Genomic DNA, 13,769 nt, shown 5'->3' on the forward strand with positions numbered 1-13,769 from the left:
GTCGGAATAGGGAGGGTTTCGCGCGCCATGGATACGTGGCGATACGATTTACCCGATGCGAGGGATTATCCCGACTGAACGGTCGTTGGGCAACGCCTATGTGAACCCGTTATGCACTTAACTTTCAATACGCCAACGATCTTGGCGATATCAGTCAGAAACAATACGCACCGCTCGACCCGAGCATCCTGTGCAATGAGAACTCAAGCGAAGAGCGCGTATTCCAAATCTGTTTAAAAAACGACCAATCGACACTGGACTGAATCGGATAGTGATCAATACTTCAAGTGTCGGCGCGACATCTCCCCCAAGTGACGCGTCGACCTGGGTACCGACGGACTGTGTGCCCTTGTTTTACTCCTAATGGTCTTAGCCCGGATTCACCCCCCAGAACCCGGGTTTTTTTTGCCTGCAATTTGAGCGCGATCAGCAGGCAACATGGGCCAGTGGAAACAAACGCCTGAAGTTCTCAGTGGTCTGCTCGGCGAAGCGCTCGTAGGACTCACCGCGCAGCATTGCCAGATAATCCGCCACGTCACGCACATACTCGGGCAGGTTCGGCTTGCCGCGATGGGGGATCGGCGCCAGGTATGGCGAGTCGGTTTCCACCAGCAGCCGGTCGGCAGGCACCTGGCGGGCGACATCACGCAGCGCGTCGGCATTGCGAAAGGTAACGATGCCCGACAGGGAAATATAGAAGCCCAGGTCCAGGGCAGCCTTGGCCATCTCCCAATCCTCGGTAAAGCAATGCAATACACCCGCCTGGGGCAGCGCGGCTTCACGCAACAGCGCCAGGGTATCGGCGCGAGCCCCACGGGTGTGGACGATCACCGGTTTGCCGGTCTGTTGCGCGGCCTGCAGGTGCAGGCGGAACGAGGCCTGCTGCAGGTCGGCGGCTTCGGGCTCGTAGTGGTAATCCAGACCGGTTTCGCCGATGGCGACGACGCGCGGGTGATTGAGCTCGCCCAACAGCCAGTCCAGGGCCGGTGCTTCGCCGGGTTTGAGATCCAGCGGGTGGATACCCACCGAACAATCCACGTCGGCGTAGCGATCGGCGAGGGCTTTGACGTCGGCGGCGTTTTCGGCACTGACGCCGATGCACAGGAAGTGCCCTACCCCGCGCTGGCGCGCAGCCTCAAGGGCGGCGTCAAGGGAGCCGCCGTGCTGAGCGAGGTCGAGTCGATCAAGGTGACAGTGGGAATCTACGAGCATGGGTCTCTACAACTTGAGTGACGGAACGTGTCTGGCCAACGATACACCCGCTGGCCACGGAAATTAACGCCGGCCGAGCAGACCGACCCACTGCACCAGTAGCGCTTCGAGCAAGAGCACGCGGTTGAGGTTGGCCTTGCCGAGCACCTTCTGGCGCTGGGCGAGGATCCAGTCCTGAATGCTCAACACCTTGTCCTGGGCACTTTTCTGCGCCAGGTATTGCACCACCTTGCGCATGTCCGGCAGGCCCAGGCCGTTTTCGTCCTGGGTCAGCTGGTAGCGCAGGATCAGGCTGGACCAGTCGCAGAACCAGTCGAACAGCAGCAACAGGGGAATGTCCTTCCACGCAGTTTCGGCCAATTGCGTGGCGGACAGTTCCTGTTTGATCAGCTTCTTCACCCCGTCCACGACCAGTGCACGTTGCTCGCGCACGCCCTGGGCTTGCAGCTTCACCGCAGCCAAAGGGGAACCGGCGGCCAGGGTCAGCAATTCAACCCGTTCTTCTGCCGTGCAGTCCGGCAGCGCCTGCGCCAGCCATTGCAGGCTCATGGCCTCGCTCGGCAACGGGCACGCCTGCTGCACGCAACGGCTGCGGATAGTCGGCAACAAGCGGCTGGACTGATGGCTCACCAGCAATAGCACGGTGTCGCCGGACGGTTCTTCAAGGCTTTTGAGCAAGGCGTTGGCGGCGTTGATGTTCATCGCCTCCACCGGCTCGATCAGCACCACCTTGCGCCCGCCCATCTGCGCGGTTTGCACCACGAAACTGACGAGGTCACGGACCTGGTCGACCTTGATCGCTTTGTCCGCTTCCTCAGGTTCCAGCACATAGTTGTCAGGGTGGCTACCCGCCTTCAGCAGCAGGCAGGATTTGCATGCGCCGCAGGCTTCCAGGCCGACCGGGCGCTGGCACAACAAGCTGGCCATCAAGCGTTCGGCAAGGGCGCGCTTGCCGATGCCTGTCGGGCCGTGCAGCAAATAGGCGTGGGCGTGCTGGGCACGGCCGGCCAATTGTTGCCAGAGGCCGTCCTGCCACGGATAGGCATCAGCCACGGGCGCGCTCCAGCAGGGTGGGCAACAGCGCATCGATGGCGTGCTGCACCTGCACCAGCGGCTGAGCCGCATCGAGCAGGTGATAACGCGCAGGCTCCGCCTTGGCACGCGCGAGGAACGCAGCGCGCACAGCGTCGAAAAACCCCTGGCCTTCCAGCTCGAAACGATCCAGGCGGCCGCGTGCACTGGCGCGGGCCATCCCCACTTCTACCGGCAGGTCGAACAGCAGGGTCAGGTCTGGACGCAGAGCGCCCTGCACGAAGGCTTCCAGGGCAGCGATACGTTCCAGGCACAACCCACGACCACCGCCCTGGTAGGCGTAGGTGGAGTCAGTGAAACGGTCGCAGATCACCACGGCGCCGCGTGCCAGCGCCGGTCGGATGACCTCGGCCAAATGCTGGGCACGGGCGGCGAACACCAGCAGCAGCTCGGTGTCCGGGTTCATTGGCTCATCACCCGGCGCCAGCAATACTTCACGGATGCGCTCGGCCAGCGGCGTACCGCCAGGCTCGCGGGTCAACACCACTTCGATGCCCGCAGCACGCAGGCGCTCGGCCAGGTAGTCGCGGTTGGTGCTTTTGCCGGCGCCTTCCGGGCCTTCGAGGGTTATAAACAAGCCAGTCACAGGCAGTCCTTAGTCAGAGTCATTGCGGGCTTTGCGGGGCGTTGGTGTCCGGCGCAGGCTCTGCCGGTACGTCAACCGGTGGCACCGCGTCGTCCAGCGGCTTGACCGCCGGTGCCGGGCTGGAACGGTAATCGGCACGGCGCTTGAGTTGAAACTCACGCACGGCGGCATTATGCGCATCCAGGTCATCCGAGAAAATATGGCTGCCATCGCCACGGGCGACGAAATACAGGCTGCTGCCCGGCACCGGGTTCAGCGCGGCATGAATCGCCTCGCGACCGACCATGGCGATGGGTGTCGGCGGCAGGCCGGCGATCATGTAGGTGTTGTAGGGGTTGGCTTCCTTGAGATGGGCGCGGGTCAACTTGCCGTTGTAGCGCTCACCCAGGCCGTAGATCACCGTGGGATCGGTCTGCAACATCATGCCCAACTTCAGGCGACGCACGAACACACCGGCAATTTGCCCGCGCTCTTCGGGCACACCGGTTTCCTTTTCCACCAGGGAGGCCATGATCAGCGCTTGATAAGGCTCAGTGTAAGGCGCATCAGGCGCGCGCCTGCTCCATTCCTGGGCCAGCACATCATCGAGGCGGTTGTAGGCTTTCTTCAGGAATTCGACATCGGTCATGCCGCGCACGAAACGGTAGGTGTCGGGAAAGAAGCGGCCTTCAGGGAACACGCCAGGATGGCCGAGCTTGTCCATCACTTCGCTGTCACTGAGGCCCGAGAGGCTCTGCACGATCTTGTCATGCTTGGCCAGGGCCGAGCGTACCTGGCGAAAGTTCCACCCCTCCACCAGGGTCAGGCTGTATTGCACCACTTCCCCACGCTGCCACAGGCCGATCAGGCCTTCGGCGGTCATGCCTGGGGTCATCCGGTATTCGCCGCTGTGCAGCGGCTGACCCTCGAGGTTGAAACGCCAATAAAGACGCAGCCAGAAGGCACCGTCGAGCACGCCATCGGCTTCCAGACGATTGAAGGTGCCAGTGGGCGTCGCCCCTGCCGGCACATCGAGCAATTGCTCCTGGGTCAGATGCAACGGCTGTTTCAAGGCAGCGTTGTATTTCCAGGCGCAAAAGCCCACCAGCAAAGCCGCCGAGCACACACCGATCAGCAGCAGTACAACCAGTTTTCGTATCACTCAAATATCCAATAGCGCGCGAACAATGCCCTGCAGTTTACGGGTGAGCGGGCCAACCGACCAGCTCATCCCAGCGCACTCGCATACCGGCCAGATGCCATAAACGCTGTTGCACACAAAGACTTCGTCGGCCTGCTGCAACTGTTCGAGGCTGATGTCGGCCACAGCCACCGGGACGCCCAGCACTTGCGCCTGGGCCAGCAGCTCGGCGCGCATCACGCCGGCAACGCCGCAACGCTTCAGATCAGCGGTTAGTAACAAGCCGTTGCGCACCAGGAACAGGTTGCTGAACACACCTTCGATGACACGACCGGACGTATCCAGCATCAAGCCTTCGGCATGCTCGGCATCCCGCCATTCGGCGCGGGCAATCACCTGCTCAAGACGGTTGAGGTGTTTGAGCCCGGCCAGCAGCGGTTGTTCGGCCAAGCGGGTGACACACGCAAACAGGCGGATGCCGTCGGTTCCATGGGTTTCGGGATAAGCGGCAGGCGGACTGCCCTGCAAGATACGGCGCGCAGCGGCCTCGGGGTCGATGCCATAACCGCGCTGGCTGTCGCCACGGGTCAGGATCAACTTGAGCACGCCATCGCCAAGGGCTGTGGCATAGGCCAGCACCTCGCTACGGACCAGCCCGTGATCTGTGGCTAACCCGAGGCGCCTGCAGCCCTCATGGAGGCGCTGCAGATGACGGTCAAGCAGCACCGGCTGTCCGGCCTTGACCGCGATGGTTTCAAACACCCCATCGCCATACGCCAGGCCGCGATCTTTCAGGGGCACGCTGTCCGCTGGCTGACCGTCGACCCAGCTGTGCATCACTCGGCGAACCGGCGGAACACCAGCGAGCCGTTAGTGCCACCAAAACCGAACGAGTTGGAGATCACCACGTCGATCGGCATCGGTTGCGCTTCGTGAGGCACGAAGTTCAGGTCGCAACCTTCGTCCGGCTCATCGAGGTTGATGGTCGGCGGAGCGACCTGGTCCTTGATGGCCATGACACTGAAGATCGCCTCGACCGCGCCCGCCGCGCCCAGCAGATGGCCGGTCATGGACTTGGTGGAGCTGACGGCCAGCTTATAGGCATGCTCGCCGAACACCGACTTGATGGCCTCGGCTTCCGCCAGGTCGCCGGTTGGCGTCGAAGTGCCATGGGCATTGATGTACTGCACCTGGTCCGCGTTGACCTTCGCATCGCGCAAGGCGTTGGTGATGCAACGCGCGGCACCGGCACCGTCGGCCGGTGGCGAGGTCATGTGGTAGGCGTCGCCGCTCATGCCAAAGCCGATCAGCTCGGCATAGATGGTGGCACCGCGCGCCTTGGCATGCTCCAACTCTTCCAGCACCAGGGCGCCGGCACCGTCGGACAGTACGAAACCGTCGCGGCCTTTGTCCCACGGACGGCTGGCACGGGTCGGTTCGTCGTTGCGGGTCGACAGCGCACGGGACGCGCCGAAGCCGCCCATGCCCAGGCCGCAGGCGGCCATCTCGGCGCCGCCGGCGATCATCACGTCGGCTTCATCGTAGGCGATATTGCGCGCCGCCATGCCGATGCAGTGAGTGCCCGTGGTGCACGCCGTTGCGATGGCGTAGTTAGGCCCCTGTGCGCCCAGGTGGATCGACAGGAAACCGGAAATCATATTGATGATCGAGCCCGGCACGAAGAACGGTGAAATTCGACGGGGGCCGGAATCGTGCAGCGTGCGGCTGGTTTCTTCGATATTGGTCAGGCCACCAATACCCGAACCCATGGCCACGCCGATGCGCTCACGGTTGGCGTCGGTGACCTCCAGGCCGGCATTGCGCACCGCCTGAAAACCGGCTGCCAGGCCGTACTGAATGAACAGGTCGAGCTTGCGGGATTCCTTGATCGAGAGGTATTCCTCGACATTGAAACCCTTTACCGAGCCGCCAAAACGGGTGGAATAGGCAGAAAGGTCCGTGTGTTCGATCAGACCGATACCACTGTGGCCAGCCAGAATGCCCTGCCAACTGCTTGGCACATCCGTGCCCAGTGGCGACAACATACCCATACCGGTGACTACGACGCGTCTACGCGACACAGCACTCTCCTTTTTCTAATGACGACACTTTGCTTCGCAGCGTACTTTTCGTCACCGCTTAAAGAAAAAACCGCACGCCGTTACAGCAGTGCGGTTTTTCCCTGACAGCAAGCGACGACTACAAACTATTACGCCTGGTGGGCAGTAACGTAGTCGATAGCAGCTTGAACAGTAGTGATTTTTTCAGCTTCTTCGTCCGGGATTTCGGTCTCGAATTCCTCTTCCAGAGCCATCACCAGCTCAACGGTGTCAAGGGAATCGGCACCCAGGTCTTCTACGAAGGAAGCAGTGTTGGTCACTTCTTCTTCTTTGACGCCCAGTTGCTCGGCAACGATTTTCTTGACGCGCTCTTCGATGGTGCTCATACCTTGTTTAACTCCTAATGGACAAATTCAGGCAGCTGGCCAGTGGGTAAGTGTATAGAAAGCCATTTCAGCTTTTCAACTGAAAGCTTCACCCTGTACCCGCTCTGCCACCTGCCTATAAATTAAGTTGCAGCTTTATAACGGATTTTAGACAGCTCGTATGACATATTTTTGAAGCGATCCGTCACAATTTAACTCATGTACATCCCGCCGTTCACTGGAATTGTAGCCCCAGTCACGTATGCCGCACCGTCAGATGCCAGGAAAGTGACCACATTCGCGATCTCTTGAGCCTGGCCCAGACGGCCCAGCGGAATCTGCGTCAGCAAGGCTTCACGCTGTGCTTCCGGCAGTTCGCGGGTCATATCGGTGTCGATGAACCCTGGAGCCACCGAGTTTACCGTAATCGACCGCGAACCGACTTCACGCGCCAGTGCACGGCTGAAACCTTCCAGACCGGCCTTGGCGGAGGCGTAGTTTACTTGGCCGGCGTTGCCCATGGCACCCACTACGGAGCCAATATTGATAATTCGGCCCCAACGCGCCTTGGTCATGCCGCGCAAAACGCCCTTGGACAGGCGGAACAGACTGTTCAGGTTGGTATCGACCACGTCGTACCATTCGTCGTCTTTCATGCGCATCATCAGGTTATCGCGGGTGATACCGGCATTGTTCACCAGAATCGCCGGCGCACCGAACTGAGCGGTGATCTCAGCCAGCACTGCCGCCACGGACGCATCACTGGTCACATTCAGCTCAAGGCCGGTGCCCTGCACGCCGTTTTCCTTGAGGGTCGCGGCGATACGCTCGGCGCCCGAAGCGGAAGTGGCGGTGCCGATCACAACGGCGCCCTGACGGCCCAGCTCCAGGGCGATGGCCTGGCCGATGCCACGGCTTGCGCCGGTAACCAGTGCAACTTTACCTTGCAGACTCATGCAGGCTTCTCCTAAGTACAAAATCGGGATTAAGCGTTCAGGCCAGTGCCGCGAGCGGCAGCGAAGGCTTCAGGGGTATTGAGGTTGGCAGTCGACACACCGTCGGCGCAGCGCTTGTTCAGGCCGGCCAGGACTTTGCCCGGACCGCACTCGACCAGCTCGGTGGCGCCGTTGGCGGCCAGGGTCTGCACCGATTCCACCCAGCGTACCGGCTTGTAGAGCTGCTCCAGCAGGTCGCGCTTGAGGGTGTCCAGGTCAGGGGCAACCGCCGCGCTGACGTTCTGCACCAGCGGGATCTGCGGCGCCTGCCAGTTGATGGCAGCGATAGACTCGGCAAAACGCTCGGCGGCCGGGCGCATCAGTTCGCAGTGCGACGGCACGCTGACCGGCAACGGCAGCGCACGCTTGGCGCCACGGGCCTTGCAGCCTTCGATGGCGCGTTCGACCGCCGCCTTGGCACCGGCGATGACCACTTGACCAGGGGAGTTGAAGTTGACCGCGCTGACCACTTCGCCCTGGGCCGCTTCGGCACAGGCTTCGATCACCACGGCGTCGTCCAGGCCCAGGATAGCGGCCATGCCGCCCTGCCCGGCCGGAACGGCTTCCTGCATCAATTGACCACGACGCTCGACCAGTTTGACCGCTTCAGCGAGGGTCAGGCTGCCCGCCGCGACCAGCGCGCTGTATTCGCCCAGGCTGTGGCCGGCAACGAATGCCGGGCGCGCGCCGCCTTCGGCCAGCCACAAGCGCCACAGGGCGATCGAAGCGGTCAGGATGGCCGGCTGGGTCTTATCGGTTTGATTGAGTTGCTCTTCCGGCCCCTGCTGGGTCAACGCCCACAGGTCGTAACCCAGTGCGTCGGAAGCTTCCTTGAAGGTGTCCAGGATCAGCGGGTATTGCGCGCCCAGCTCGGCCAACATGCCGAGGGACTGCGAACCCTGCCCTGGAAAGACGAATGCGAGGGATGTAGACATGTAACAAGCCCCTAATGATCTTGTCGTCGGAAAGAGGCGCCCCTACGGTGGGAGCGCACGAAACTGACAGATTGGATGGTCAATTGAACTGGCCGGTCACATTTAAGCACTCCCGGGCCAATTCGCCTAAGGCAACAGATCCTCGAGACGGCCGTGCAAACGTTGCGGCAGTTTTTCCTGAATCTCGATCACGGCCCGCGCAATGGCACTTTGAAAACCTTCCACACCAGCCGAACCGTGGCTTTTCACCACAATGCCCTGCAAACCCAGAAAACTCGCGCCATTGTGCCTGGCCGGGGCCAGGTCGGCCTGCAGACGGCGCATCAATGGCAGCGCCAGGGCGCCGACAGCACGCGACAGCAGGTTCTGTTTGAACAGTGCTTCAATGCGCGTGGCGATCATGGTCGCCAGGCCTTCGCTGGATTTGAGCAGGATATTGCCGACGAACCCATCGCACACCACCACATCCGCTTCGCCCCGGTACAAACCGTCACCTTCGACAAAACCGATGTAGTTCAAGCCTCGCGCGCCCTGCAGCAACGCAGCGGCGAGCTTGACCTGCTGGTTGCCCTTGATGTCTTCGGTGCCGATGTTCAGCAAGGCTACGCGTGGCCGTACCACGCCCAGCGCTTCGGCCGCCACCGAGCCCATCACGGCGAACTGGAACAGGTGCTCGGCACTGCAGTCGACGTTCGCCCCCAGGTCCAGCAACTGGCAATAACCTTTCTGCGTCGGAATCGCCGCCACCATCGCCGGCCGGTCGATGCCCGGCAGCGTCTTGAGCACATGCCGCGACAGAGCCATCAGCGCGCCCGTATTGCCGGCACTGACACAGGCTTGCACCTTGCCGTCGCGCAGCAATTGCAACGCCACGCGCATGGACGAGTCGGGCTTGCCGCGCAGGGCCGCTGCCGGTTTTTCGTCCATGGTGATGGCTTCGCTGGCCGCTGTAACCGTCAGGCGCGCACGATCCACCGCCGGGTAGCTGGCAATCAGTTCTTCAAGTAGGGAGGGTTGACCAACGAGGGTCAGGTGCAGCGAGGGCGTTGCAGACAGGCTGGCAATGCAGGCCTGAACAATGCTGCGGGGACCGAAGTCCCCGCCCATTGCGTCAATCGCGATGACTTGAGCAGACAAGTGATTACTCGTCAGCGCCCTTGTCGATCACTTTACGGCCACGGTATACGCCTTCTGGCGATACGTGGTGACGCAGGTGAATTTCACCGGTGGTTTTTTCTACAGACAGAGTGCTTGCCGTCAGGGCATCGTGCGAACGACGCATGTCACGGGCAGAGCGGGATTTTTTGTTCTGCTGAACAGCCATAATTGATTAACTCCTAAACGTTTGGGTCACGCTTTAACTGCGCCAATACACTGAACGGGTTGGACCGCGTTACCTCGTCCTCGCTCGGTTCGGGCTCGTCATCGAGACCCGCCGGCTGCTGGCATTCTTCCGGATGATGAGCAGGCACAATGGGCAAGGCGAGCAAAAGCTCCTCCTCGATCAGTGCATGCAGATCCAAAGGATCTTCGCCCAGTTCCAGCACGTCATAACCTTTCGGCAACGACTGGGTATTCGCACCCTCCTTCACCACGGCATAACTGCATTCGCTGTGGATCGGCAGGGTGACCAGCTCAAGACAACGCTGGCAAACCATCTTGACTTCGGTGTCGATAAAACTGTGGATTACCACAGACTTACGTTCATCTCGTTCAAAAACGAATTTGGCCTGGACCGCACCGACAGTGTCGGAAAGCGAGTCGCAGAGTCTCTCCAAATCGGCCAGCGGCAATTCACCTTGAAGGGAAGTGCCACGATCAGCCAATTTGCGCGGGTCAACGTGAGGTGGAATCGGGTCATTCAACATAGGCGCAGCATTATAGGGATGCCCCCAGCCATGTCAAAGGAAATTCAGCCCTGTGCGTCAGCCGGTCACGCCGCTAGAATCTGCGGCTGCCTTGAGGAGACGTCCATGCTGCCTTTATTACTTGCGTCCAGCTCGGTTTATCGCCGGGAATTACTGAGCCGCCTGCACTTGCCGTTCACCTGCGGCGCACCGGATATCGATGAAAGCCATCGCCCGGATGAATCCGCCATTGCGCTGGTCAAGCGCCTGGCCGAAGAGAAAGCGCGCGCCCTCGCCGCCAGCCATCCCGGACACCTGATCATCGGTTCGGATCAGGTGGCTGCGCTTGAAGGACGGATTATCGGCAAGCCGCACACCTTCGAAAACGCCCGCGAGCAATTGCTGGCAGCCAGCGGCAAGCGTGTGAGCTTCCTCACCGGACTGGCGCTGCTCAATAGCGATACCGGGCACTGCCAGGTCGACTGCATCCCTTTTAGCGTGCACATGCGCGAACTGAGCGTTGAACGCATCGAACGCTACCTGCGGGTCGAGCAGCCGTATGACTGCGCGGGCAGCTTCAAGGCCGAAGGCCTGGGCGTGAGCCTGTTCCAGAGCACCGAAGGGCCGGATGCGACCAGCCTTGTGGGCCTGCCGCTGATTCGCCTGGTAGATATGCTGCTGGCGGAAGGTGTGCAAATCCCCTAGATACGCCACAAATCCAAATGTGGGAGGGGGCTTGCTCCCGATGGCAGTGTGTCAGCCACAGATAAGCTGGCTGATCCACCGCTATCGGGGGCAAGCCCCCTCCCACATTTTGTCCTGCGTCTACTTTGAGCTATCAGCGCAGGGTCGGGCCCTGGAAGCCCATGTACAGGGCCAGCTTCTCAGCCACACTGGCGCCCAGTTTTTTGGAGAAGCGATCAAACGGCGATTCCTCAACCGTAAAATCCACCAGTTCCTTCTCGCCAATCACATCCCGTGCTACCGAACTGGCACTGCCCAGACCGTCGATCAAGCCCAGCGGCAGCGCTTGCTCACCCGACCACACGAGGCCGGAGAACAGCTCTGGATGGTCCTTGTCCTTGAGCCGATCGCCGCGCCCTTGCTTGACGCTGGCAATGAACTGACGATGGGTGGTATCGAGCACGCCCTGCCAGAACTGGGTTTCATCAGCCTTTTGCGGCTGGAACGGGTCGAGGAACGCCTTGTGCTCCCCCGACGTGTAGGTGCGACGCTCCACGCCCAGCTTTTCCATGGTGCCGACAAAACCGTAGCCGGCCGCCGTCACGCCAATAGAGCCGACCAGGCTGGCCTTGTCCGCATAGATCTGGTCGGCAGCGCTGGCGATGTAATAGGCACCCGAGGCCCCCAGGTCCGAGATCACCGCATACAGCTTGGTATCTGGATGCAGAGCGCGCAGACGGCGAATCTCGTCATACACATAACCCGACTGCACCGGGCTGCCACCGGGGCTATTGATGCGCAGGACCACGCCTTTGACCTTGGGGTCTTCAAACGCAGCGCGCAAGCTGCTGACGATATTGTCGGCGCTGGCGGGCTCCTTGTCGGCAATCACCCCGCGCACTTCGATCAAGGCGGTGTAGTGGCTGCCACGGGTGGCGCTTTTTTCCATGTCCATCAGCGGGCTGAACAACGCCAGCATGCCCAACAGATACACGAAGGTCAGCAGCTTGAAGAAAATCCCCCAACGCCGTGAACGACGCTGCTCCTGCACGCTGGCCAACAAGGTCTTTTCCAGCAACTTCCAGCTTTTGTCGTCGCTGCTATCGGCCTTTTCAGGCGCTTTCCACTCGTCACTCATGCCATTAACCCCAGCAAAGACTTATTGAGCCCGACCGAGCCAGGCCTGCAGTTCAGAAAAATGATCGATCGTCAGCCTGGGCTCATATTGCTGCAAGGCTTCGGGCGCCTGGGCGCCGTAGCTGACCGCCACGCTGTCCATGCCGGCATTGCGCGCCATCATCAGGTCGAAGGACGCGTCCCCCACCATCAGTGCCTGGCGCGGCGCTACACCGCAGTGAGCCAGGATCTGCTCCAGCATCAGAGGGTGGGGTTTGCTGGCGGTTTCATCCGCGGCACGGGTGATGTCGAAATAATCGTCCCAGCCATGTGCCTTGAGCACGCGGTCAAGCCCGCGCCGGGCCTTGCCGGTGGCCACGGCGAGGTAATAGCCCTGGGCACGGAACGCCTCCAGGGACTGCCTCACACCGTCGAACAGCGGGGAAGGCTCGGCTTCCAGGGCGATGTAGTGATCCGCGTAGTGCTGTCGAAACGCGATCAGCTGCGAGTCGTCGATCAGTGGGTACAGGGTGCGGATGGCCTCGGGCAAGCCCAGGCCGATGATGCCCTTGACCGCCAGGTCGCTGCACGGCTCGAAGCCGGAACGGGTCGAGGCCATGTGCATCGACTCGACAATCCGCCCTATGGAGTTGGCCAGCGTTCCATCCCAGTCGAAGATCAGCAGCTTGTAATCAAGGCGCGACACTCAAACGCTCCACGGTCTTGGCCCACATCTCGTCGACTGGCGCCTGCAACTTCAACTCACCGCCATCGGGCAGCGGCACGGTCAGCATGTAGGCGTGCAGGAACAGGCGCTTGCCGCCCAGGTCGCGAATTTCTTTGGAGAAATCCTCGTCGCCGTATTTGGTATCACCGGCAATGCAATGGCCAGCGTGCAGGGTGTGCACGCGAATCTGGTGGGTACGCCCGGTGACCGGCTTGGCCTCGACCAAGGTGGCGAAGTCGCCGAAGCGGCGCAGCACCTTGAACAGGGTCAGGGCCTCTTTGCCCTCCTCGTCCACTTCCACCATACGTTCACCGGAGCGCAGGTTGCTTTTCTGCAACGGCGCTCGCACGCTCTTGATCGAGCTGGCCCAGTTACCTCGCACCAGCGCCATGTAGCGCTTGTCCACGCCATCGCCACGCAGGGCGGTGTGCAGGTGACGCAACATGCTGCGCTTCTTGGCGATCATCAACAGGCCGGAGGTGTCGCGGTCCAGTCGGTGGACCAGCTCCAGCTCCTTGGCATCCGGGCGCAACTGACGAAAGGCTTCGATCACGCCGAACGTCAGGCCGCTGCCGCCATGAACGGCAATGCCGCAGGGTTTGTTGATCACGATGAGTTTGTTATCTTCGAACACGATCGAGGCTTCCAGGCGCTGCAGCAGGCCCTGGGCCAGCGGCACCGGCTCGTCGCGCTCGGGCACACGCACTGGCGGCACCCGGACGATATCGCCCGCCTGCAACTTGTACTCAGGCTTGATCCGGCCTTTGTTCACGCGCACCTCGCCTTTGCGCAAGATGCGGTAAATCAAGGTCTTGGGCACGCCTTTGAGCCTGGCCAGGAGAAAATTATCGATGCGTTGGCCGGCATATTCCGGCGAGACCTCGAGCAGCTGGACGCTGGGGGTCTGGGGGGCGGTAGTCGTCATGGCGGCGATGATAACAATTTTTTATGGAATTGAAGCACTTAATCATTGCTGCTATAGTCGCGAACGCCGCCAAAAGCGGCCTGGACAGAGGACTTGCGGCAAACT

Annotated in this window: 16 protein-coding genes; 1 reads left to right on the forward strand and 15 read right to left on the reverse strand. The window is 61.2% G+C overall.

The features are described from left to right. Nucleotides 1–426: 426 nt before the first annotated feature. The 12 genes from C4J88_RS20150 to C4J88_RS20205 form a co-directional block, all read right to left on the reverse strand. Complete coding sequence (locus tag C4J88_RS20150; protein WP_124364005.1) at nt 427–1,212, reverse strand: TatD family hydrolase; 786 nt, start codon at nt 1,210–1,212, stop codon at nt 427–429. Nucleotides 1,213–1,275: 63 nt separating this feature from the next. Beyond that, on the reverse strand, nt 1,276–2,265 hold the full coding sequence (locus tag C4J88_RS20155) for a DNA polymerase III subunit delta' (protein WP_124407944.1): 990 nt from the start codon (nt 2,263–2,265) through the stop codon (nt 1,276–1,278). Continuing rightward, nucleotides 2,258–2,890 (reverse strand): dTMP kinase, encoded by a 633-nt coding sequence (gene tmk, locus C4J88_RS20160; protein ID WP_124407945.1) that lies wholly within the window; start codon nt 2,888–2,890, stop codon nt 2,258–2,260. Before tmk ends, C4J88_RS20155 begins: the two co-directional genes overlap by 8 nt. A 19-nt stretch (nt 2,891–2,909) precedes the next feature. Next, entirely contained in the window at nt 2,910–4,031 is a 1,122-nt protein-coding gene (gene mltG, locus C4J88_RS20165) for an endolytic transglycosylase MltG (RefSeq protein WP_124407946.1), read from the reverse strand. Continuing rightward, complete coding sequence (gene pabC / locus C4J88_RS20170; RefSeq protein WP_124407947.1) at nt 4,032–4,847, reverse strand: aminodeoxychorismate lyase; 816 nt, start codon at nt 4,845–4,847, stop codon at nt 4,032–4,034. Then, complete coding sequence (gene fabF / locus C4J88_RS20175; protein ID WP_124364010.1) at nt 4,847–6,091, reverse strand: beta-ketoacyl-ACP synthase II; 1,245 nt, start codon at nt 6,089–6,091, stop codon at nt 4,847–4,849. Before fabF ends, pabC begins: the two co-directional genes overlap by 1 nt. A gap of 128 nt (nt 6,092–6,219) precedes the next feature. Then, nucleotides 6,220–6,456 (reverse strand): acyl carrier protein, encoded by a 237-nt coding sequence (gene acpP, locus C4J88_RS20180; RefSeq protein WP_010566559.1) that lies wholly within the window; start codon nt 6,454–6,456, stop codon nt 6,220–6,222. A 191-nt stretch (nt 6,457–6,647) separates the two neighbouring features. After that, nucleotides 6,648–7,391: a 3-oxoacyl-ACP reductase FabG gene (gene fabG, locus C4J88_RS20185; RefSeq protein WP_124368026.1), complete on the reverse strand. Its 744-nt coding sequence runs from the start codon at nt 7,389–7,391 to the stop codon at nt 6,648–6,650. A 29-nt stretch (nt 7,392–7,420) separates the two neighbouring features. Next, nucleotides 7,421–8,365 carry an ACP S-malonyltransferase gene (gene fabD, locus C4J88_RS20190; RefSeq protein ID WP_124368027.1) on the reverse strand — a complete coding sequence of 315 codons (945 nt, stop codon included), beginning with the start codon at nt 8,363–8,365 and terminating at the stop codon, nt 7,421–7,423. Nucleotides 8,366–8,491: 126 nt separating this feature from the next. Continuing rightward, the gene (plsX, locus tag C4J88_RS20195) at nt 8,492–9,502 is read right to left on the reverse strand and encodes a phosphate acyltransferase PlsX (RefSeq protein WP_124407948.1); all 1,011 of its coding nucleotides are present in this window, start codon (nt 9,500–9,502) and stop codon (nt 8,492–8,494) included. A 4-nt stretch (nt 9,503–9,506) separates the two neighbouring features. Beyond that, nucleotides 9,507–9,689: a 50S ribosomal protein L32 gene (gene rpmF, locus C4J88_RS20200; RefSeq protein WP_008152339.1), complete on the reverse strand. Its 183-nt coding sequence runs from the start codon at nt 9,687–9,689 to the stop codon at nt 9,507–9,509. A 13-nt stretch (nt 9,690–9,702) separates the two neighbouring features. Then, a complete protein-coding gene (locus tag C4J88_RS20205; RefSeq protein WP_124364014.1) occupies nt 9,703–10,233 on the reverse strand; it encodes a YceD family protein in 531 nt (176 codons plus the stop codon). Nucleotides 10,234–10,338: 105 nt separating this feature from the next. Between C4J88_RS20205 and C4J88_RS20210 the strand changes: the two genes are divergently transcribed. Further along, nucleotides 10,339–10,917 (forward strand): nucleoside triphosphate pyrophosphatase, encoded by a 579-nt coding sequence (locus C4J88_RS20210; protein WP_124407949.1) that lies wholly within the window; start codon nt 10,339–10,341, stop codon nt 10,915–10,917. A 133-nt stretch (nt 10,918–11,050) separates the two neighbouring features. Here the strand turns inward: C4J88_RS20210 and C4J88_RS20215 are convergent, their stop codons facing one another. From C4J88_RS20215 to rluC, 3 genes are read right to left on the reverse strand one after another with little or no spacing between them, the layout of a single operon-like run. After that, a complete protein-coding gene (locus tag C4J88_RS20215) occupies nt 11,051–12,034 on the reverse strand; it encodes a S49 family peptidase (RefSeq protein WP_124407950.1) in 984 nt (327 codons plus the stop codon). Between the two features lie 21 nt (nt 12,035–12,055). Next, nucleotides 12,056–12,718, reverse strand: coding sequence for an HAD-IA family hydrolase (locus tag C4J88_RS20220; protein ID WP_124407951.1), 663 nt, complete (start codon nt 12,716–12,718; stop codon nt 12,056–12,058). Continuing rightward, complete coding sequence (gene rluC / locus C4J88_RS20225) at nt 12,705–13,664, reverse strand: 23S rRNA pseudouridine(955/2504/2580) synthase RluC (RefSeq protein ID WP_032886795.1); 960 nt, start codon at nt 13,662–13,664, stop codon at nt 12,705–12,707. Before rluC ends, C4J88_RS20220 begins: the two co-directional genes overlap by 14 nt. Nucleotides 13,665–13,769 lie beyond the last annotated feature (105 nt).

It is taken from the genome of Pseudomonas sp. R4-39-08 (genome assembly GCF_003852275.1).
GTDB lineage: Bacteria > Pseudomonadota > Gammaproteobacteria > Pseudomonadales > Pseudomonadaceae > Aquipseudomonas.

Coding starts and splice junctions, on each gene's coding strand:
- acpP (WP_010566559.1), bottom strand. CDS start 6,456: ATGAGCACCATCGAAGAGCGCGTCAAGAAAATCGTTGCCGAGCAACTG.
- C4J88_RS20210 (WP_124407949.1), top strand. CDS start 10,339: ATGCTGCCTTTATTACTTGCGTCCAGCTCGGTTTATCGCCGGGAATTA.
- rluC (WP_032886795.1), bottom strand. CDS start 13,664: ATGACGACTACCGCCCCCCAGACCCCCAGCGTCCAGCTGCTCGAGGTC.
- C4J88_RS20205 (WP_124364014.1), bottom strand. CDS start 10,233: ATGTTGAATGACCCGATTCCACCTCACGTTGACCCGCGCAAATTGGCT.
- rpmF (WP_008152339.1), bottom strand. CDS start 9,689: ATGGCTGTTCAGCAGAACAAAAAATCCCGCTCTGCCCGTGACATGCGT.
- pabC (WP_124407947.1), bottom strand. CDS start 4,847: ATGCACAGCTGGGTCGACGGTCAGCCAGCGGACAGCGTGCCCCTGAAA.
- C4J88_RS20150 (WP_124364005.1), bottom strand. CDS start 1,212: ATGCTCGTAGATTCCCACTGTCACCTTGATCGACTCGACCTCGCTCAG.
- C4J88_RS20215 (WP_124407950.1), bottom strand. CDS start 12,034: ATGAGTGACGAGTGGAAAGCGCCTGAAAAGGCCGATAGCAGCGACGAC.
- fabG (WP_124368026.1), bottom strand. CDS start 7,391: ATGAGTCTGCAAGGTAAAGTTGCACTGGTTACCGGCGCAAGCCGTGGC.
- fabD (WP_124368027.1), bottom strand. CDS start 8,365: ATGTCTACATCCCTCGCATTCGTCTTTCCAGGGCAGGGTTCGCAGTCC.